Origin of the sequence: Pseudoduganella danionis (assembly GCF_009720775.1) — a bacterium.
GTDB lineage: Bacteria > Pseudomonadota > Gammaproteobacteria > Burkholderiales > Burkholderiaceae_D > Rugamonas > Rugamonas danionis.
Genome location: NZ_WNKW01000001.1, coordinates 1566311 through 1583502, shown reverse-complemented (window position 1 = coordinate 1583502; position 17192 = coordinate 1566311). Strand labels below are relative to the sequence as shown.

The following is a 17192-nucleotide window of genomic DNA, read 5'->3' as shown; positions in this document are numbered from 1 at the left end:
ATGTACACCCGTCTGCAACATATCTACCGCCTCGGCGTGAAAGAACTCTGGAGCCTGCTGCGCGACCCCATGATGCTGGTGCTGATCGTCTACACCTTCAGCTTCTCCATCTACATCGCCGCGACCGCCATGCCGGAGAGCCTGCACAATGCCGCCATCGCCATCATCGATCAGGATGCGTCGCCGCTGTCGGCGCGCATCGCCTCGGCCTTCTACCCGCCCCACTTCAAGGCACCCCAGATGATAGACCCGGCCCGTGCCGATGCGGGCCTCGATCAGGGCGACTACACTTTTGTGCTCGACATTCCGCCCAACTACCAGCGCGATACGCTGGCCGGCCACCAGCCTGCGCTGCAGCTGAATATCGATGCCACCCGCATGAGTCAGGCCTTCACGGGCAATGGCTACATCCAGCAGATCATCGCTGCCGAAGTGGGCGACTTCCTGCGCCGCCAGCAGGAAGCACCGAGCGCGCCGGTCGATCTGGCGCTGCGCATGCGCTTCAATCCGAATCTGGAACAGGCTTGGTTTGGCTCGCTGATGGAAATCATCAACAACGTCACCATGCTGTCCATCGTGCTGACGGGCGCAGCCCTGATCCGCGAACGCGAACATGGCACCATCGAGCACCTGCTGGTGATGCCCGTGACGCCGCTGGAAATCATGCTGTCGAAAATCTGGGCCATGGGTCTGGTCGTGCTGGTGGCCGCACTGGGCGCGCTGCTGTTCATCGTACAGGGTGCGCTGCACGTGCCCGTGCGCGGCTCGGTGGCCCTGTTCGCGCTGCTGGCAGCACTGCACCTGTTTTCCACCACGGCCATGGGCATCTTCCTGGCCACGCTGGCACGCAGCATGCCGCAGTTCGGCATGCTGCTGATACTGGTGCTGCTGCCGCTGCAACTGCTGTCGGGCGGCAGTACGCCGCGCGAGAGCATGCCGCAACTGGTACAGGATCTGATGCTGGCCGCACCGACCACACACTTCGTTGCCGCAGGGCAAGCTTTACTGTATCGCGGGGCGGGCCTGGACGTGATCTGGCCGCAGTTGTTAGCCATTACCGTCATCGGCGCCGTACTGTTCGGCACCGCGCTGGCACGTTTCCGTAAGACCATTACGCTGATGGCTTAGGTCTGCGAAGCATGGAATTTTTGATCTGAATCAATCAAATTCTTGAGCGAAATACCTAGCATAGTGGCATGTGATCGGAGCGTCCCGCCTTCGTCCATACCACTCACGGAAGGAAATGTCATGTCTTACAAGACCATCTTGGTACAAGCCGACTTACCCGACACAGTAGCCAATGGCGTGCGCCTGGCGTCCCAGCTTGCCAACGACAATGAAGCCCATCTGGTCGGTTTTGCCCTGAGCGGCGCCGATCAGGCCATCGCCCAGTGCAATGCCGCCGTCGCCGGCATGGTTGCCCTGCCTACCGACATGAGCGCGCTGACGGAAAAAGCCGATGCGCTGCTGGCCGGCTTCGCCAAACAGGCGCAAGGCAATGGCGTTTCCTCCTTCGAAACCCGGCGCATCGACGACACGCCAGACTATGCCATCGTCATGCAAGCCCGTTATGCCGACCTGCTGGTAATGCCGCAGGGCGACGCCAGCGGCACGCCGTCGGCCGTACTACAATACGTCATGCTGCATGGCGGCAAACCTGTACTGATCGTGCCGACCGAGACCAAAGTCGAGCAGTTCGGCAAAGCGCCGCTGCTGGCATGGGACGGTGGCCAGCAGGCCGCGCGCGCCATCAATGCTGCGCTGCCGCTGCTGAAACGCGCCGGCAAAGCCACGCTGGCCGTGTTCAACGGTACCGAACACTATGCCGCGCATGGCCAGCAGCCGGGCGCCGACATGGCCACCTATCTGGCCCGTCAGGGTGTGCAGGTGGAAGTGGTGCAGAAAACCACCAAACAGCCTATCGGTACGGCGCTGCTGGAACTGGCCGCCGAACTGAACGCGGACTTGCTGGTGATGGGCGGCTACGGCCACTCCCGCCTGCGTGAAATTGCACTGGGTGGCGCCACGCGCGATGTGCTCAAACATATGAACCTGCCGGTTCTGATGACCCACTGATCCGGCCTTCCGAAAGGCATAGCAATGACCGACGCCGTAAATGATGCAGGCAATACGACTCACGCGCAGCAAGACATCATCGAGAACATCACCTACGCGGAACTGAGCGTCGGTCAGAGCGCGCGGCTATGCCGCACCCTGACGGAAAACGATATTGCCGCCTTCGCGGCCGTATCGGGCGATATCAACCCGGCCCACGTCGATACCGAATATGCCGATCACACCCTGTTCCATGGCGTGATCGCGCACGGTATGTGGGGCGCGGCGCTGATTTCACGCCTGCTGGGCACTATGCTGCCCGGCCCCGGCACCATATACCTGGGCCAGACCCTGAAATTCCTCAAGCCGGTACGCATCGGCGACGAACTGCGCATCACGGCCACCGTCGCCAGCAAGGAAGACGAGAAGAAGCACGTCACACTCGATTGCGAAATCAAGAACCAGAACGGCGCCGTGGTGCTATCCGGTCTGGCGACGGTGATCGCGCCGACGGAAAAAGTACGCCGGCCGCGCACCCAGTTGCCGCCGCTGTACATGCCTTCGCGCCACCAGTACACCAGCCTGCTGGCCAGCGTGGCCAGCCTGCCGGCCGTGCGATGCGCCGTGGTCCATCCGTGCGATGCGGCCTCGCTGCGCGGTGCGCTGGAAGCCGGCCACAAAGGCCTGATCGTGCCCGTGCTGATCGGCCCGCAACAGAAGATACAGGCGGTGGCAGCCGAAGCCGGCCTGTCGCTGCAGGAAGTGGAACTGCTCGATGTCCCGTACAGCCATGCCGCTGCCGCACGCGCCGTGCAGCTGGCCGCCAGCGGCGCAGTCGAAATGTTGATGAAGGGCAGCCTGCACACGGATGAACTGATCAGCGCCGTGCTGGCCGAACCGGCACTGCGCACCAAGTCGCGCCTGTCGCACGTGTTCCGCCTCGAAGTGCCCATGTACGACAAGGTGCTGCTGATCTCCGATGGCGCCCTGCACATCCAGCCCGACCTCAATGACAAGGCCGACATCATCCGCAACGCCATCGCGCTGGCCCATGCGCTGGGCACGCCCTCGCCCAAGGTGGCCATCCTGTCGGCAGTCGAAACGGTGACGCCGAAAATCCCGTCCACGCTGGACGCCGCTGCACTGTGCAAGATGGCCGAACGGGGCCAGATCACGGGCGGCGAACTGGATGGCCCGCTGGCCTTCGATAACGCCATCTCACCGGCCGCCGCACGCGCCAAAGGTATAACGTCGGGCGTGGCCGGCCATGCCGACATCCTGATTGCGCCCGATCTGGAAGCGGGCAATCTGCTGGCCAAGCAGCTCGAATATCTGGCCGGTGCCGCTGCCTGCGGCGTGGTACTCGGTGCTACCGTACCGATTGCCCTGACCAGCCGCGCCGATCCGGCCGAAGCGCGCACCGCCTCGGCCGCGCTGGCCCTGCTGCTGGCCCATAGCTATCGCCAGCAGCGTCCCTGAGCATCACTGAGGCCATCGCGCTAGCCCAGCACGGCGCGGGCCACGCCCACATACAGCGGTATGCCGAACAGGATATTCAGCGGGAAAGTCACGCCCAGACTCAGGCCGAAGTACAGCGAAGGCGTGGCTTCCGGCATGGCATAGCGCAGCACGGCCGGCACGGCGATGTAGGATGCGCTGGCAGCGAGCACCATCAGCAAGGCCGCGTCACCCGTGGGCAGGTGCAACAGCACGGCCAGCGTCAGCGCCAGCATGGCATGCAGCAGCGGCCCCAGTACGGCATAGGCCACCAGCACGGGCGACTTGCCGCGGATCTGCATCAGATTGCGCGCCGCCATCAGACCCATATCGAGCAGGAAGAAGGCCAGCATGCCTTTGAACAGATCGCCCGAGAATGGCTGCATGGCGGCCTTGCCCGCATCGCCCGTGACGATGCCCACCACCATGGCACCCAGCAGCAGCAACTGCGCGCCATCGGTGAACGATTCATGCAGGATTTTGCCGACCGAGACACCCGGCTTGCCCGCACCAGCGGCCAGCGCGGCAGTACCCACTGGCCCCGCCATTACAGCCGCTCCGCCAGCCGGCACAGCCATGTTGGCACTGGCTTGCTGGCGCAGGCTGTTGGCAAACACGATGGCCATGATGATGGCCGGTGACTCCATCAGCGCCATCGCCGCAGCCATGTGGCCGCCATATGCCACCTGCTGGTTTTCCAGATACTGCACGGCCGTGACAAAAGTGACGGCACTAACCGAACCGTAAGTGGCCGCGACGGCCGCTGCATCGAAGCCGGACACGAAGCGGCGCAAAATGGTGTAGCCGATCAGCGGCACGGCAATGGCTAGCGTGACGGCCGCGCCCAGACTCAGGCCCACATGCGCCGTCAGGCCCGAATGCGACAGGGCAAAGCCGCCCTTCAGGCCCAGCGCCATCAACAGATAGAGCGAAAGAAAGCGCGAGATCGCGGGCGGAATTTCGAGGTTGGAACGTACGGCGCCGGCCAGTACGCCGAAGACAAAGAACAGAATCGCGGGATCGAGGATGTTTTGCATGGTTTTTCTCCTAGACCCGCATTCTAGGAAAAGCCAGATATCATGTAAAATCGATTCTTACATCATCATCCATAGATAAAACTCTATGAATATCACTTTCCGGCAATTGCGTTTGTTTCTGGCGCTGGCTGAAACGGGCAGCGTCAGCGCGGCAGCGCGCGCCTTGCATGTGACTCAGCCCACGGCTTCCATGCAGCTACGCGAGATCAGCGAATCGGTCGGTCTGCCACTGTACGACGTGATCGGCAAAAAGGTCCACCTGACGCAGGTGGGGCAGGAACTGGCCGCAACAGCGCGTGCCATTGCCCAGAGCTGGGATGGCTTCGAGCAGCAGGTGGACGGCATCAAGGGGCTCTCGCGCGGCAAGCTGCGCGTGGCCGTGGTGAGCACGGCCAAATACTTCATGCCGCGCCTGATCGGCAGCTTCTGCAACCGCCATCCGGCCATCGACGTGTCATTGGAAATCCTCAACCGCGACGGCGTGGTGCAGCGCCTGCGCGACAATCTCGATGACCTCTACATCATGTCCATGCCGCCGGCCGACATGGAGCTGCGCGACGAGAGCTTCATGCCCAACCCCATCGTGGTGATTGTCGCCAGCGACGATGCGCTGGCACGACGCCGCAAGGTAACGCTGCAGGATCTGGCCGAACGCCGCTTCATCCTGCGCGAACCGGGTTCCGGCACGCGCATGGCGGCCGACCAGTTTTTCCGCGCCGAGAAATTCCGCCCGAATATACGGCTGGAACTGGGCAGCAATGAGGCCGTCAAGGAGTCCGTGGCCGGTGGTCTGGGCATAGGCGTGGTGTCGCGCCACGCCCTGCACGGGCACCAGAAGGAGCATGGCGTCAGCGTGATCAACGTGGCCGGTTTCCCGCTGCCCTCGGCCTGGCACATCGTCCATCCGGCCAGTAAAAAACTCTCGCCACTGGCCGCTGCCTTCAAACAGCACGTGCTATCGAGTATCGCGGACCACGCCTAGGACAGCTTAGGCGGGCAGGAACTCCAGTTCCAGCGTGTCGTAATAGGCCAGCTGCTGCCAGCGCTGGCCCAGCACCAGCGCCGCCTCGTACAGCGCAGCGGCACCACCCGCGTTCTCCAGCACAGGCGCTGCGCAGCCACGCATGGCGCAGGCGCTTTCCAGTCCCGCGTCGAACATGGCCTGATCGAAGGCCCCGCTCCACAACTGCGCCTGCAGGCTTTCGACAATGGCTTCCGCATGGATGGCCTGGTGGGCCAGCGCCGGATTGTCATAGGCGTGGCTCTGCTCCATGGCGTAGCCGATGTCCGCACCGGCCGCCACCATGCCGAGAAAACCGTGGCGGTAGGCCAGCGCCGTCTCCACCACATAATGGATCAGGTCATGCGGCAACACACCCTGGCGCGGCATCATGCAGCCAGTCGTACTGCCATCGCTGCGCACACAGCGCAGCTGGTCGTATTTATCGTTCTTGCCCTGTTTGCTCGCGATTAGCTGCATCATAGAGTCTCCACTGCTTCGGCGCGGGTGCGCTGATTATGCCGCAGCGGGCCGTGCCCTGACCAGCCACAGCGCCGAACATGGTACACAGGCCAGCAGTGCTGCCAGCAGCCAGAAGGCATGGGACAGCCCCACCTGCTGGGCGATAAACCCTATGCAGGCCGGCCCCACCAGTATGCCCGCATAGGCCGTGGTGGAGATCGCGGCGATGGCCAGACCGGCCGGCATCACCTGCTGGTTGGCTCCGCGGCGGAACAGCACTGGCACGATGTTGGCGCAGCCCAGACCGATCAGACCGAAGCCGGCCAGCGCCAGCGTTGCCGTAGCAGCCGTCAGCAGCACGGCAAAGCCAGCCAGCGCGATCACGCCGCCGATCAGCAGCGTACGCTGGTCGCCCAGCCGGGTCGCCACATAATCACCGCTGAAACGGGCAACCGTCATAGCGATGGAAAACACGATATAGCCACTGCCGGCCTGCTCCAGCGCGAACAGGCCCCGCTCCGTCAGCAGCAGTGCGCCCCAGTCCAGCAACGCGCCTTCGACCAGAAAGGTTATGCAGGTCAGCAGCGCGATGCCCAGCACCAGCCCGCGCGGCAAGGCAAACATGGTGCCGCCCGTACTGGCGCCATCGCGCAGGATGCGCGGCGTGGCCAGCAGCATGCCCAGCACCATCACGGCGCCACACAGCAAGGTGGCCGGCAGCGTGGCCAACTGGCGCGACAGCAGCAGCGTCATTACGGCCGAACCGGCAAAGCCACCCACGCTGAACAGCGCATGAAAGCCCGACATCAACGTGGCCCCGGAACGTTTTTCCACTTCCACTGCATGCATATTCATGGCCACGTCGAGTGCGCCCAGCGTGGCGCCGAAGGCCAGCAGATTCAGGCCCAGCATGGGCACGGAAGCGGCCAGCGGCAGCACTGCCAGTGCCAGCGCAAAACCAAAACCGCTGACGATCAGCAAAGGCCGCGTGCCATAGCGCACGGCCAGTGCGCCCGTGAGCGCCATCGCCATGATAGAACCCACGCCTATGCACAGCAGCAGCAAGCCCAGCACATGTTCGTCTATGCCCAGGCGAGCCTTGGTCAGCGGTATCAGCGGTGCCCAGCAGGAATAGCCGAATCCGGCCACAAGAAACAGTACACGGGTGGCAAGCCGCGCAGCGGCATCGGAAACAGGGGTCACGGGATCTCCTAGTCGAATCAGTTTGAAGTCAGTCGGGCACTGGCGCGCATTACCATGCTGCCGCCCTGCTCCAGCGCCTGGGCGCAGGCTGCGGGGGCATCGGCTTCCAGCACATAGCAGTTGATGGCGGCACTGGCGCACACCCGGTAAGGCGCACGCGTCTGCAGCTTTTCACTGGTCAGCAACACCACGCTGTGGCTTGCCGCCGCCAGCGCGGCCTGCTTGAAGTGGGCATCGGCCAGATGGAATGCACTGATGCCCTGCTCCATGGAGAAGGCGCAAGCGCCGAGGAAGCAGCGGTCCGGATGCAGATCGGCCAACTGGCGCAGCGCGCTGGCATCGATGCAGCCGCCCACGTGGGCATCCACGCTGCCGCCCAGCATGATCAGCTGCAAGTCCTTGCGCTGCATCACGGCAGCGGCGATCGCAACCGAGTTGGTGGCCACGGTGATGCCACTGTCCGCCGGCAGCCAGGGCACCAGCGCCAGATTGCTGCTGCCGTTATCGAGCAGCAGCAGTTCGCCGGGCTGGACCAGCGCCGCACCCTGCCGCGCCAGTGCAGACTTGCGTTCCGGCATATGGTCTATGCGCTCGGCCATGGACGTGGCAGCGGGCGATAGCGGCAGTGCACCGCCATACACGCGCCGGCACAGCCCTAGCGTGGCCAGCGCACGCAGATCGCGCCGGATCGCATCTTCGGACACGGCAAATTCAGCCGCCAGCGCAGCAGCATGGACAGGCTCGCCCTGCTCCAGCCGGTGCAGGATCAGGTCACGTCGGGTAGCAGGGATCTCGTTCATGAGCGCATGATAACGTGCACAAACAAGAAAGTAAACGCGCAGATTAGCCTGTTTTTAGTTGAAAAACGGCAGAACGTGCATAAACGTGTATTTCAAGGTATTAACTTCCGCATACAAGTCACATTTAAATTGCAATGAACATGCCTATGTTTAAACTGCTTCCTGTATATTTGAGTTGGGTCAAATTATTTCCATAAAATAAAACCTATTATTTAAGAATAATCAAAACCACGCCCCCAATATTCGTCGTGGCTTCCACACAATGCAAAGGCATACGCTCAAAACCCGTCTGACGATTACCATGCTAGCGCTCAGCCTGCTCGGCCTGTGGTCGCTGTCCTACTTTTCCATCCAGGTATTGCAGCAGGACATGGAGCAAATGCTGGGTCTGCAGCAGCTATCGGCCGTAAAAGTGGTGGCGACCTCGCTAGACGCCGCCATCAATGAACAGGGAAGCAGCCTCAGCCACTTAGCCCGCGCGATAGAGCCGGCCATGCTGGCCCAGCCGGAGCGCCTGCGCCAGCAACTGGAACGGCTGGACAAAGGCGATATGTTCGAGGGCGGCCTGCAGATTCATGACCTGCAAGGGAATATGCTGGTCAGCGCCGCTGCCAGTCCGGGCAATAGCGCGCCGCCCGCGTTCCGCCTGCCCGCCTTTCTGAACCAGACCCGCGTCGTGGTGCATGCCAGTAGCCGCCTCAACGGTCTGCTGCCCATGTCAGTCCCGCTGCTGAATGACGACGGCCAGCGCTACGCCACGCTGACGGGCTTTACCAATCTGCGCAACAGCAATTTCCTCAGCCGCCTGCTGGCCGCCGGCTATGGCGGCAGCGGCGGCTATATGGTGGTAGAACCCGACCAGCGGCTGGTCATTGCCGCCACCAATCCAGCTTATGTACTGGGCAATGTGCCGCCCGTCGGGCACAGCAAGCTGGTCGACCGCTTTGTCGGCGGCTACGAAGGCTCGGGCGTGACGCGCAACAGCAGTGGCACGGAAGTACTGGCCTCAGCCCACCGCAGCGTGCTGGCCGGCTGGTATGTGGCAGCCGCCCTGCCCACCAGCGATGCGTTTGCGCCCGTCGCCAGCATGCAGCGTCACCTGTTGCTGGCCACCGTGGTGTTTGCGCTGATGCTGGGCGCCCTCACCTGGTGGACCTTGCGGCGCCAGCTCGCACCGCTGATGGATGCCATCAGCACGCTGACCCAGATGCGCGTGAGCGCCGCTCCTTTGCAAGCACTCAGCGTGCAGCGCGACGATGAAATCGGTCGCCTGTTCATCGCCTTCAACGGCCTGCTGAGCGCCATCAACCAGCGCGAAATCGCTTTACAGCAGAGCGAACGCAAACTGGCCGACATCCTCGACCATGCCGACAGCTATGTCTACCTGAAAGACCGCGAAGGGCGCTACCTGTATGCCAACCGGCGCGTGCGCACGCTGTTCCAGCGCAGCATGGCCCAGCTGGCCGGCCTGCGCGACGAGGAATTTTTCAGCTCGGCCAGCGTCGCCATGCTGCGCCAGCATGAGCAGGCCGTCTGGCAGCATGGTGCCACGCTGCGGGTGGAAGAGCCTACCGTGGATCGGCGCAATGGCCGCGCCGCAATCTACCAGAGCGTCAAGCTGCCGCTGCGCGACCAGGCTGGCGAAATCTACGCCATGTGCGGCATTTCCATCGATATCACGGAACGCAAGCAGACCGAAGAGGCGCTGCGCATCGCCGCCATCGCCTTCGAAGCGCAGGCCGGCATTGCCGTGCTCGATGCCAGCCTGCACATCCTGCGCGTCAATCAGGCGTTTGCCGACATCACGGGCTGGCCGCAAAGCGAGGCCTGTGGTCAGCCCATCAACATCCTGCGCTCGGCACGCCAGCCGCAAGGCTATTACGAAGCCATGTGGCGCACCACCCGCAAGGATGGCGTGTGCCGCGACGACGTCTGGCTGTGCCGGCGCGACGGCAAGGATTTTTATGCACGCGGCACCACCAGCGCCGTCTACAGCCTGCGCGGCGAAGTCACCCACTTCGTCTGCCACCTGATCGACGTGACCGATAGCTACCAGCGCGAAACCTTGCGCCTGCAGCAGGAAGCGGCCCACCGCGATGTGCTGGTGCGCGAAGTGCACCACCGCATCAAGAACAATCTGCAGGGCATTACCGGCATCCTGCGCCAGTTCACCTACAAGCACCCCGAGCTGGAAGAGCCCATCAGCCATGCCATCTCGCAGGTCAAAGGCATGTCGGTGGTGCATGGCCTGCGCGGCCGCGCGGCCGATGGCGCCGTCCATCTGTGCGAATTGTGCAGCGAAATTGCCGCCGAGGTCGGCGCGCTGTGGCAGACCGCCATCCGGGTCGACATTCCCCAGCACTGGCAGCCAGCCGGCGTAGCGGACGACGAAGCCGTACCTGTCGCCCTGATCCTCAACGAACTGATACTCAATGCGGCCAAGCACGGCGGGCGCAGCCACGGCGGGGTCGATCTGACCGTGCGCCGCGGCGACGCGGCCGAGCAGGTGGTGATCACCCTCAGCAACCACGGCCAGCTCGCCGAACAGCCGGCCAGCACGCCCGACCCATACAGCGGCCTGCAACTGGTGCACGCGCTGATGCCGCGTGCCGGCGCCAGCCTGAGCCTGCGCCAAGAGCAGCAACTGGTCGTCACCACCCTGCGACTGGGGCCGCCTGTACTACATACCACTATTACGGAGCCATCATGAACTCACCCTCCCGTAACGCCACCCTGCTGCTGGTCGAAGACGACCGGCTGGTACTCAGCACCATGGCCGCCGGCCTGCGCCATGCCGGTTATCAGGTCGATTGCGCCGAATCGGCGGAACAGGCCGAGGCCTGGCTGGCCACAGGCGCGCGGCCCGATCTGGCCATCCTCGACGTGCGCATGCAGGGTCAAGGCGGGCTGGCACTGGCCGAGCGACTGTCGCAATTAGACCACATCCCGTTTGTCATGCTGAGTGCCTATGGCGAGGCGGCCATGGTCGAGCAAGCCACCCGCAGCGGCGCGCTGGCCTATCTGGTCAAGCCGCAGGATGTGCAGCAACTGCTGCCCGTGATCGAAGCGGCGCTGGCACGTGCCAGCGAACTGGACGGACTACGCCGTAGCCAGCGCCAGCTACAGACGGCGCTCGATACGGAGCGCAGTGTGAATGTAGCCACCGGCATCGTCATGATGGAATACAAGCTCAGCAGGACCGCTGCCTTCAACTTGCTGCGCGATGCCGCGCGACGTCAGCGTCGCAAGCTGACCGAGCTGGCAGACGAGGTGGTCAGCGCCCGCAATCTGCTCAGTCTCGGTGCAAAAAATTTACCTGCAGCATCAAAATAATTGACCAGCACGGTACAATACGGTACAACTACTTTAACGGAATGGTCCCTACCCCCGACTGTCCTGCCTGAGGCCCTGAACACGCCTCGTTAACTGGCTGCAGTGCACGATTGCCTGCGGCTCGATAACTACTGCCCTAGAAAAAATGGCAGTGCGTGTTCATTGGAGCTTCATATGCAACTCAACAATATCAAAGTCGGTACCCGTCTGGCAGCAGGCTATGGCCTGATCGTCGCTTTCCTGATCGGCATTACGCTGCTGGCCTATCTCCGCCTGACCGGCCTCGACGACAGCATCCGTCTGATCGTCGACGACCGCTATCCCAAAGTCGTGTACGCCAACCAGATTCTGGAAGGCATCAGCGACAATGCCATCCGCCTGCGCAACCTGCTGCTGCTGACCGATCCCGCGCTGCAGCAGCGCGATCTGGATGCCATCAAGACTAACAGCCAGCACGTCAGCAGCTATATTGACAAGCTCGACCATGTGCTGACCACCCCCAAAGGGCGCGCCATCCTGGCCGACATGCAGGAAGCGCGCAGCCACTATCTGCAGAGCCAGCAGCGCTTCATCAGCCTGTACGAAAGCGGCGACCGCGAAGGCGCTTCGGCCATCCTGCTGGGTGCCATGGCAGAGCAGCGCCAGATCTACTTCGACCGTGTGAAGGGGCTGGTGCAACTTGGCGGCAAACTGATGGAAATCAGCGGTGCCGAAGCCCACCAGGCCAGCGCCGATAGCGCCCGCATGATGCTGTTGCTAGCCAGCGCGGCCGTCCTGTTGGCCGTCAGCAGTGCATGGATGATCACGCGCAGCATCACCACCCCGCTCAGCGATGCCGTCAGTGCCGCCGATCTGGTGGCGGCAGGCGATTTAAGCCAGCGCATCCCGGCCAGCGCAGGACACGATGAAACAGCTCACCTGATCAACGCCATGGCGCGCATGAATGGCAATCTGGCCGACATCGTGCAGCAGGTCCGTCATGGTACGGTCAGCATCAGCAAGGCAGCGGCCCAGATCGCGGCCGACACGGTCGATCTGTCGGCCCGTACCGAACATCAGGCCAGCGCGCTGCAGCAGACCGCCACCTCGATGGAAGAGCTGACCGCCACCGTGCAGCAGAATGCCGCCCACACGGCCCACGCCAGCACGCTGGTGGCCGACAGCCGCACGCTGGCCGACCGCGGCGGCAGCGTAGTACAGCGCGTGGTGCAGACCATGGAAAGCATCAACGATTCTTCGCGCCGGATTGCCGATATCACGGGCGTGATTGATGGCATCGCCTTCCAGACCAATCTGCTGGCCTTGAATGCCTCCGTGGAAGCGGCGCGCGCTGGCGAACAGGGCCGCGGTTTTGCCGTCGTGGCCGGCGAAGTGCGCAATCTGGCACAGCGCTCGGCAGCGGCGGCCAGCGAAATCAAGCAGCTGATCGCCACCTCGGTGGCCCAGGTCGAAGATGGCTCGCAACTCGTCAGCGAAGCCGGCACGGCCATGCAAGCCATTGTGCAGAGTGTGCAGCAGGTCAGCACCGTGATCCGCGATATTGCCGTTGCCAGCGATGAGCAGCGCGCCGGTATCGAGCAGATCAATCAGGCCATCGTGGAAATGGATAGCGTCACCCAGCAGAATGCCCACTTGGTCGACCAGACCACCAATGCATCGGCCCAGCTCGACAACTTGGCCAGCGCCCTGAGTGAAGTGGTGGCGCGCTTCCGCCTCGAGAGCGGCCGCCGCGGCGCGCCACCGGCAGTGGCCGCACATGCGCCATTGCAACTGGCTGACGCCAGCACATGAAACCACTGTCGAGCCAGCCGGAGCCGGCTGGCCCTGCAGTACCACGGCGCAAGCTGCCGGCCTGGCTCCCGCTGGCACTGACACCCTTGCTGCTCGCCATGCTGGCGGCGGTTGCGCTACGACGCCAGCATGACGTGCTGGCGGCCAGCTTGCTGGCAACGTTGCTGGTGCTGCTACTGGCCGTGGCGCTACGCCAGCTGGTACTGCTGCCGCGCCGCCGGCTGGCCACCCAGCAGCGGCGCGAGCAGGTGACTTTCGATGCCGCGCCGGACGGCATCGTGCGCGTCGACCAGAACGGTATCATCCGCCTGGTCAATCCGGCCATGCTCAAACTCAGCGGCTACCAGCGTGAACAGCTGCTGGGCCAGAATGTGGCCATGCTGCTGCCGCAGGCGCTGCGCGCGCGTCACGCGACTTCCATGGCCGGCTATTTCGCCCAGCCGCGCACGCGCGCCATGGGCGAAGCGGCGCTGGAACTGCTGTGCGCCGACGGCAGCCTGCGCCCCGTCGAAATCTCGCTGGGCCACTGGCAGGAAGGCAGCCAGCGCCATGCCATCGCCTATATACACGACCTCAGCGAACGCCATGCGTTCGAGCGCTCGCTGCAACACCGTGCCACCCATGACGACCTGACGGGCCTGCCCAACCGGCGCCTGTTCAAGGCCTTGCTGCAGCAAGCCGCGCTGCGCTCCGGGCGTCAGGCCAGCCGGCTCAGCCTGCTATTTCTCGACCTCGACCATTTCAAAACCATCAACGACAATTTCGGCCATGCCGTGGGCGACACGGTATTGATCGAAGCGGGCAGCCGCATCCAGTCCGTGTTGCGCAGCGGCGATGTGCTGGCGCGGCTGGGTGGTGACGAATTTGCCGTACTGTTAGGCGAGCTCGGTAGCACCGACGATGCCATGCGCGTCGCCGGCAAGCTGCTGGACGTGCTGAAAGTCCCCTACACCCTGCGCCACCAGCAAATCTATTCGGGCGCCAGCATAGGCATCGCCTTCCTGCCTGACGATGCCGGCAATGTCGACACCCTGCTGCGCTATGCCGACATGGCCATGTATCAGGCCAAGCAGAATGGCCGTGGTCATTTCGCCTGCTATTCGCATGAACTGAATGCGCGCGCTCATGAAGACATGCTGATCCACACCCGCCTGAAGGAAGCGCTGGCGCAGAACCGCCTGCAATTGCACTATCAGCCGCAGGTGGATGTGCACAGCGGCATGCTGGTGGGCGCCGAAGCGCTGCTGCGCTGGCATGACGAGCAGCTAGGGCCGGTATCGCCCGAGCGCTTTGTCGCCGTGGCCGAAGCCACCGGGCTGATCCTGCCGCTGTCGGAGTGGGTGCTGGAACAAGTGTGCCAGCAGATCTGCCTGTGGCAGCAGGCCGGCACGCCGCTGCGCGTGGCAGTGAATTTCTCGGCCCACCAGTTCAACCAGCCTGATCTGGCTCAACAGGTGGCGAACGTATTGCAGCGCTCGGGCGCACCGGCGGCCCTGCTCGATATCGAAATCACGGAAACGGTGGTAATGGCCCGGCCCGATCAGGCGCGCAAGCAGATTGCCGCCCTGGTAGCGCTGGGCTGCAGCGTGGCACTCGATGATTTTGGCACCGGCTATTCTTCGCTGACCCGCCTCAAGGACCTGCCCGTCAGCAAACTGAAGATAGACCGCAGCTTTGTACAAGGCTTGCCCAGTGACAGCAATGACTGCACCATTGCCCAGGCCATCATCGGTCTGGCGCGCAGCTTCAATCTGAAAATGGTGGCCGAAGGCGTGGAAAATGCAGCCCAGCTCGCCTACCTGCGCGAACAGGGCTGCGAGCTGTATCAGGGCTGGTGGTATGCGCGCGCCATGCCGGCGCACGCGCTCAGCGAACTGCTGCAGGCGCCGCAAACCGTTCAGGCGTAGTCGAGCGCCATGCGCTGCGGGCGCACGCGCTCCAGCGTGAAGACGGCCACGGCATCGCTCAGTGCGCCGGCCTGTTCCTTCAGCGATTCCGAGGCAGCGGCCGACTGTTCCACCAGCGCGGCATTCTGCTGGGTCATTTCATCGATCTGGGCAATCGCCAGATTCACCTGCTCGATGCCGGTGCTCTGCTCCTGCGCCGCTTCCACCATGTGGGCCATGATGGCCGTCACACGCTGCACGCTGCCCACCACTTCCGTCATGGCCTGGCCTGCATGTTCGGCCAGCGCATTGCCCGCTTCGATGCGCTGCACACTGTTGTCGATGAGCTGCTTGATATCGCGCGCTGCGGCCGCCGAGCGCTGGGCCAGATTGCGCACTTCGCCCGCCACCACGGCAAAGCCGCGGCCCTGCTCGCCTGCGCGCGCCGCTTCCACCGAGGCGTTTAAGGCCAGCAGATTGGTCTGGAAGGCGATGCCGTCGATCACGCTGATGATGTCGACGATGCGGCGCGCCGCCTGATTGATCTCGCCCATGGTGTCCACCACCTGCTGTACCACATCGCCGCCGCGCCCGGCCACACCGGCTGCCGCGCTGATCAGCTGATCCACTTCACGCGCATGGTCGACGCTCTGGCGCACCGTGGCCGTGATCTGCTCCATCGACGCGGCCGTCTGCTGCAGATTGGACGCCTGAGTTTCCGTGCGGCTGGACAGGTCCATATTGCCGCTGGAAATATCGCACGAGGCCGAATCAATATTGCCGACGCTGTTACGTACACTGGAGACGATGTTCAGCAAGCCCTGGTTCATATCCTGCAGCGCGTGCATGAGCTGGGCCGTTTCGCTCTGGCCGCCCTGCTCGAAACGCGAGGTCAGATCGCCCTGGGCGATACGGCGCGTAATTTCCACTGCGCGCACCAGCGGCTGGCTGACGGAGCGGGCGATCAGGCGGGCAAACAGGCCGGCCGCCACGATCAGGCCGGCCATGGCACCAAACATCATCCAGCGCCGCATGCGCAGCGCTTCGATGCGGGCATCAAGCATGGCCGTCAGGCTACTGGCAGCAGCGCCGTTAATGGCGAACTGGGCATCGATGGTGCTGGTGGCCCGTTCCAGATAGGTGGCCGAAGCATAGTCCAGCGTGTCGGCCTGAACGATACGCTCGCTGGCCAGCGCCATGATGGCCAAGGTCTGCTGCTCAGCCGTCTGCCATGGTGCAGCCAGCGCACTGGCCAGCGCCGGACTGGCCGCCGTGGCCTTGCGCAGCGCCGTGCCGGTCTGTTCCAGCCGGTCCTGCACACGGGCAATCGCGCCCGCCAGCGCAGCGCGCTGTTCGGCGCTGGCTTCGTGCTGGTTCAGCAAGGCCGTTCCCAAAGCACGCAGGCGGCCCGTTTCTTCTGCCAGATACGGCATCTGGTAATACACCGCCTGAATCAGCTGGTGGCTATCGATGCTGGTATCGAGCTGCAGGCCAAACTGGTCCGCCACCATATCGTTCACGCCGAGCAAGCCCGAAATCAGGCTGGTGTGCAGCAGATAGCTTTGCGCCACCGTCGCCTGGCCACCGCCTAAGGCTTCGCGCAGCGTCTGCCAGCGTTGCTGCTGCTGTTCCCAGCGCTGCGCCAGGTCCGCATTGTCCATGCCGCCTATCAGTTCACCCATGCTGGCATAGGCCTGATCCACCTGCTGCTGCTTGGCGCTGCGCTTCTGCCCGGCTTCGGGCGCTCCACCCAGTGCCAGCGCGGCCAGGCCGCGATGTTGCTGGGTCAGCTGGATTACTTTGAAAATCGCCGCTGCCGGCGCCGTGCCTTCAATTTCCGTCTGGGCAGCGGCAATGGTGGCCGTGGTCTGCTGCAGATACAGGGTGGCGGGGATCAGGGCAACCACCAGCGCCACCACGGCCAGCAGGACAAATTTCTGCCATAACAGCAGGCGATCCAGAAGTGCATCGATAGAGTTCATAGTCATACTCATGAAACGGACTGTGCACGGGGTTGGGGGGCACGGAAGGGGGGCAAGCGGATACCTGGTGGTACCGGCTTTAAACATGTACAGACAATACATATTTAAAAAAATGACGTCAAGCAATCAAAATCAAGAAAATCGCA

The 17192-nt window shown here is 63.4% G+C and carries 13 protein-coding genes; 8 read left to right on the top strand and 5 right to left on the bottom strand.

Annotated elements, in window-relative coordinates; all coding sequences use genetic code 11:
* The 3 genes from GM655_RS06855 to GM655_RS06845 all read left to right on the top strand — a co-directional run bounded on the left by GM655_RS06855 (position 1) and on the right by GM655_RS06845 (position 3534).
* The gene (locus tag GM655_RS06855; protein ID WP_155433788.1) at positions 1–1128 is read left to right on the top strand and encodes an ABC transporter permease; all 1128 of its coding nucleotides are present in this window, start codon (positions 1–3) and stop codon (positions 1126–1128) included.
* Between the two features lie 120 nt (positions 1129–1248).
* Positions 1249–2076 carry a universal stress protein gene (locus GM655_RS06850; RefSeq protein WP_155433787.1) on the top strand — a complete coding sequence of 276 codons (828 nt, stop codon included), beginning with the start codon at positions 1249–1251 and terminating at the stop codon, positions 2074–2076.
* 24 nt (positions 2077–2100) lie between these two features.
* Positions 2101–3534, top strand: a complete 1434-nt coding sequence (locus tag GM655_RS06845) for a bifunctional enoyl-CoA hydratase/phosphate acetyltransferase (RefSeq protein ID WP_155433786.1) — start codon at positions 2101–2103, stop codon at positions 3532–3534.
* A gap of 20 nt (positions 3535–3554) precedes the next feature.
* On the opposite strand, the gene GM655_RS06840 is transcribed toward GM655_RS06845, so the two are convergent.
* Positions 3555–4589, bottom strand: coding sequence for a sodium-dependent bicarbonate transport family permease (locus GM655_RS06840; protein WP_155433785.1), 1035 nt, complete (start codon positions 4587–4589; stop codon positions 3555–3557).
* An 85-nt stretch (positions 4590–4674) separates the two neighbouring features.
* Between GM655_RS06840 and GM655_RS06835 the strand changes: the two genes are divergently transcribed.
* On the top strand, positions 4675–5571 hold the full coding sequence (locus GM655_RS06835; protein ID WP_155433784.1) for a LysR family transcriptional regulator: 897 nt from the start codon (positions 4675–4677) through the stop codon (positions 5569–5571).
* A gap of 6 nt (positions 5572–5577) precedes the next feature.
* Here the strand turns inward: GM655_RS06835 and GM655_RS06830 are convergent, their stop codons facing one another.
* The 3 genes from GM655_RS06830 to GM655_RS06820 are packed head-to-tail and all read right to left on the bottom strand — an operon-like array spanning position 5578 to position 8054.
* Positions 5578–6072 carry a hypothetical protein gene (locus tag GM655_RS06830; protein ID WP_229632400.1) on the bottom strand — a complete coding sequence of 165 codons (495 nt, stop codon included), beginning with the start codon at positions 6070–6072 and terminating at the stop codon, positions 5578–5580.
* 33 nt (positions 6073–6105) lie between these two features.
* The gene (locus GM655_RS06825; protein ID WP_371866724.1) at positions 6106–7254 is read right to left on the bottom strand and encodes an MFS transporter; all 1149 of its coding nucleotides are present in this window, start codon (positions 7252–7254) and stop codon (positions 6106–6108) included.
* Positions 7255–7271: 17 nt separating this feature from the next.
* Positions 7272–8054 carry a DeoR/GlpR family DNA-binding transcription regulator gene (locus GM655_RS06820; protein WP_155433783.1) on the bottom strand — a complete coding sequence of 261 codons (783 nt, stop codon included), beginning with the start codon at positions 8052–8054 and terminating at the stop codon, positions 7272–7274.
* A gap of 262 nt (positions 8055–8316) precedes the next feature.
* Here GM655_RS06820 and GM655_RS06815 point away from each other — a divergent pair, with 262 nt between their 5' ends.
* The 4 genes from GM655_RS06815 (at position 8317) to GM655_RS06800 (ending at position 15085) form a co-directional block, all read left to right on the top strand.
* Positions 8317–10764, top strand: a complete 2448-nt coding sequence (locus GM655_RS06815; protein WP_155433782.1) for a PAS domain S-box protein — start codon at positions 8317–8319, stop codon at positions 10762–10764.
* Complete coding sequence (locus GM655_RS06810) at positions 10761–11387, top strand: ANTAR domain-containing response regulator (RefSeq protein WP_155433781.1); 627 nt, start codon at positions 10761–10763, stop codon at positions 11385–11387. Before GM655_RS06815 ends, GM655_RS06810 begins: the two co-directional genes overlap by 4 nt.
* A 174-nt stretch (positions 11388–11561) precedes the next feature.
* Complete coding sequence (locus tag GM655_RS06805; protein WP_155433780.1) at positions 11562–13178, top strand: methyl-accepting chemotaxis protein; 1617 nt, start codon at positions 11562–11564, stop codon at positions 13176–13178.
* Complete coding sequence (locus GM655_RS06800) at positions 13175–15085, top strand: putative bifunctional diguanylate cyclase/phosphodiesterase (protein ID WP_155433779.1); 1911 nt, start codon at positions 13175–13177, stop codon at positions 15083–15085. Before GM655_RS06805 ends, GM655_RS06800 begins: the two co-directional genes overlap by 4 nt.
* On the opposite strand, the gene GM655_RS06795 is transcribed toward GM655_RS06800, so the two are convergent.
* Complete coding sequence (locus GM655_RS06795; RefSeq protein ID WP_196308717.1) at positions 15076–17046, bottom strand: methyl-accepting chemotaxis protein; 1971 nt, start codon at positions 17044–17046, stop codon at positions 15076–15078. The two genes, GM655_RS06800 and GM655_RS06795, sit on opposite strands and share 10 nt — an antisense overlap.
* Positions 17047–17192: the final 146 nt, after the last annotated feature.

Coding starts and splice junctions, on each gene's coding strand:
- GM655_RS06855 (WP_155433788.1), top strand. CDS start 1: ATGTACACCCGTCTGCAACATATCTACCGCCTCGGCGTGAAAGAACTC.
- GM655_RS06835 (WP_155433784.1), top strand. CDS start 4,675: ATGAATATCACTTTCCGGCAATTGCGTTTGTTTCTGGCGCTGGCTGAA.
- GM655_RS06815 (WP_155433782.1), top strand. CDS start 8,317: ATGCAAAGGCATACGCTCAAAACCCGTCTGACGATTACCATGCTAGCG.
- GM655_RS06795 (WP_196308717.1), bottom strand. CDS start 17,046: ATGAACTCTATCGATGCACTTCTGGATCGCCTGCTGTTATGGCAGAAA.
- GM655_RS06840 (WP_155433785.1), bottom strand. CDS start 4,589: ATGCAAAACATCCTCGATCCCGCGATTCTGTTCTTTGTCTTCGGCGTA.
- GM655_RS06820 (WP_155433783.1), bottom strand. CDS start 8,054: ATGAACGAGATCCCTGCTACCCGACGTGACCTGATCCTGCACCGGCTG.
- GM655_RS06810 (WP_155433781.1), top strand. CDS start 10,761: ATGAACTCACCCTCCCGTAACGCCACCCTGCTGCTGGTCGAAGACGAC.
- GM655_RS06800 (WP_155433779.1), top strand. CDS start 13,175: ATGAAACCACTGTCGAGCCAGCCGGAGCCGGCTGGCCCTGCAGTACCA.
- GM655_RS06845 (WP_155433786.1), top strand. CDS start 2,101: ATGACCGACGCCGTAAATGATGCAGGCAATACGACTCACGCGCAGCAA.
- GM655_RS06830 (WP_229632400.1), bottom strand. CDS start 6,072: ATGATGCAGCTAATCGCGAGCAAACAGGGCAAGAACGATAAATACGAC.
- GM655_RS06850 (WP_155433787.1), top strand. CDS start 1,249: ATGTCTTACAAGACCATCTTGGTACAAGCCGACTTACCCGACACAGTA.
- GM655_RS06805 (WP_155433780.1), top strand. CDS start 11,562: ATGCAACTCAACAATATCAAAGTCGGTACCCGTCTGGCAGCAGGCTAT.